Annotated in this window: 2 protein-coding genes; one reads left to right on the top strand and one right to left on the bottom strand. The window is 28.6% G+C overall.

Features of this window, described 5'->3' with window-relative positions; all coding sequences use genetic code 11:
* Window positions 1-822: 822 nt before the first annotated feature.
* Window positions 823-1,260, top strand: a complete 438-nt coding sequence (locus ACFIO3_RS12770) for a MucR family transcriptional regulator (RefSeq protein ID WP_375607792.1) — start codon at window positions 823-825, stop codon at window positions 1,258-1,260.
* Between the two features lie 99 nt (window positions 1,261-1,359).
* Here the strand turns inward: ACFIO3_RS12770 and ACFIO3_RS12765 are convergent.
* A partial coding sequence (locus tag ACFIO3_RS12765; RefSeq protein ID WP_375704583.1) for a SufE family protein occupies window positions 1,360-1,604 on the bottom strand: 245 nt, incomplete at its 5' end.

Raw genomic sequence — 1,604 nt, 5'->3', positions numbered from 1 at the left:
TGATTCTAGATGCTTTGGGAGGAATTGCAAAAGTGCGAGTCATACACAATCCTATATTAAAATATGTTAATAGCTTCAGTTATATGTTAGAATCATACTTATTTATGCAAGTGTAAAAATCTATAAGTCCTACTCACTTGCAAAAATAGTGCTATGATAATTTTACAATTAATATCCTTCTATTCATTACATATCACTGCTATTGTTTTCTAGGAATATAATACCATTTTATAATAAAAGAGGTTGGTAAGGTAATTATGCTATAAAAAGAAGAAGTTGATTTTTAAAAAACAGTATAACTGAACACTTTTATAGAAAGATATAAATATAGAAAGATATATATATAAAGATTTTTCATTATATTATGAAATAATGAAAAATATTCCACGCCATTTTAATGAAATAATTTTATATTGTAATATTAATAATTTTTATTTTTAAAATTTAATAACTTATAAATTAAAATAATTATTTATATGGTGTATTTTTATAGTTAACAATTTTATTTTTATTTTCTAAATAAATAATAAATTTTATCCTATATTTTTTTATATTTGTGATATATTAGCTATTATGTAGGATATGTTATAGAATAAAACTATCTTCTAGCATGTAAGGGGGGTGTTTTTCTTATTGTATATTATGACGAAAAAGAGGTATTTATTTGATTTTTTTGTGTTTTGGCAATTTTATAGAATAATTTAATTGACAAAAAAGATTTTTGTACAATATGAAACCCATGTGCATGAGATCTTTATATTATGAGTATATGCACTATATCTCGATTTTGAATTACTCGATTTTAAATTAAAGGAAACAAGAATGGAACATCGTCCAGTCTTAGAGACTGAAAGCAATTTAGTTATTACATTGGTTGCTGATATTGTTGCTGCCTACGTGAGTAATAATTCTATTCGACCGACTGAAGTGCCAAGTTTAATTGCTGATGTCCATGCTGCTTTTCGTAAAGCAGGAAATCTAGAGCTAGCAGAAGTTGAAATTGAAAAACAGAGGCCTGCTGTTAATCCAAAGCGTTCAGTATTTCCTGATTATCTCATTTGCCTTGAGGATGGAAAGAAATTTAAATCTTTAAAGCGTCATCTCATGACACATTATGGAATGCTGCCAGAGGAATATCGTGAAAAGTGGCAATTGGACAGTTCTTATCCTATGGTAGCGCCTAATTATGCAAAAACACGATCAGCTTTAGCCAAAGAAATGGGTCTTGGACGTAAAAGCAAGCGAAAAAAAACTAAATAATCATATTTTGCAAAAAAATAGTTTCGTGTGTAAATTTGATTTTTAGTATACATGTTTCCTGTGAAGCCTTGGTATGTATAGCCCTTTCTAAAGGAGAGGTTATATATAACTTTCGTTACGAATCCGTTTGATCATTGATTTCAGACCATTTGATCGTTGTGGTGTAAGATTTTCATTTAAACCAAGTTTTTCAAAAAGTCCGTGAGCATCAGAATTGCGAATTTCAGAAGCTTTTTTTCCTGAATAAAAAGCAAGAAGAATGTAAATGAGTCCACGCACAATATGGGCATCGGAATCACCTTGAAACGTTAATATTGGATCTTCTGAATTATTACGTGAAGATA

It is taken from the genome of Bartonella sp. AD328YNZD (assembly GCF_042196425.1).
The sequence above is the reverse complement of the archived record's forward strand: the minus strand, read 5'-3'. Positions and strand labels throughout refer to the sequence as shown.

What these genes read in the sequence shown, in the direction of transcription:
- ACFIO3_RS12770 (WP_375607792.1), top strand. Translation starts at nt 823, where the DNA reads ATGGAACATCGTCCAGTCTTAGAGACTGAAAGCAATTTAGTTATTACA.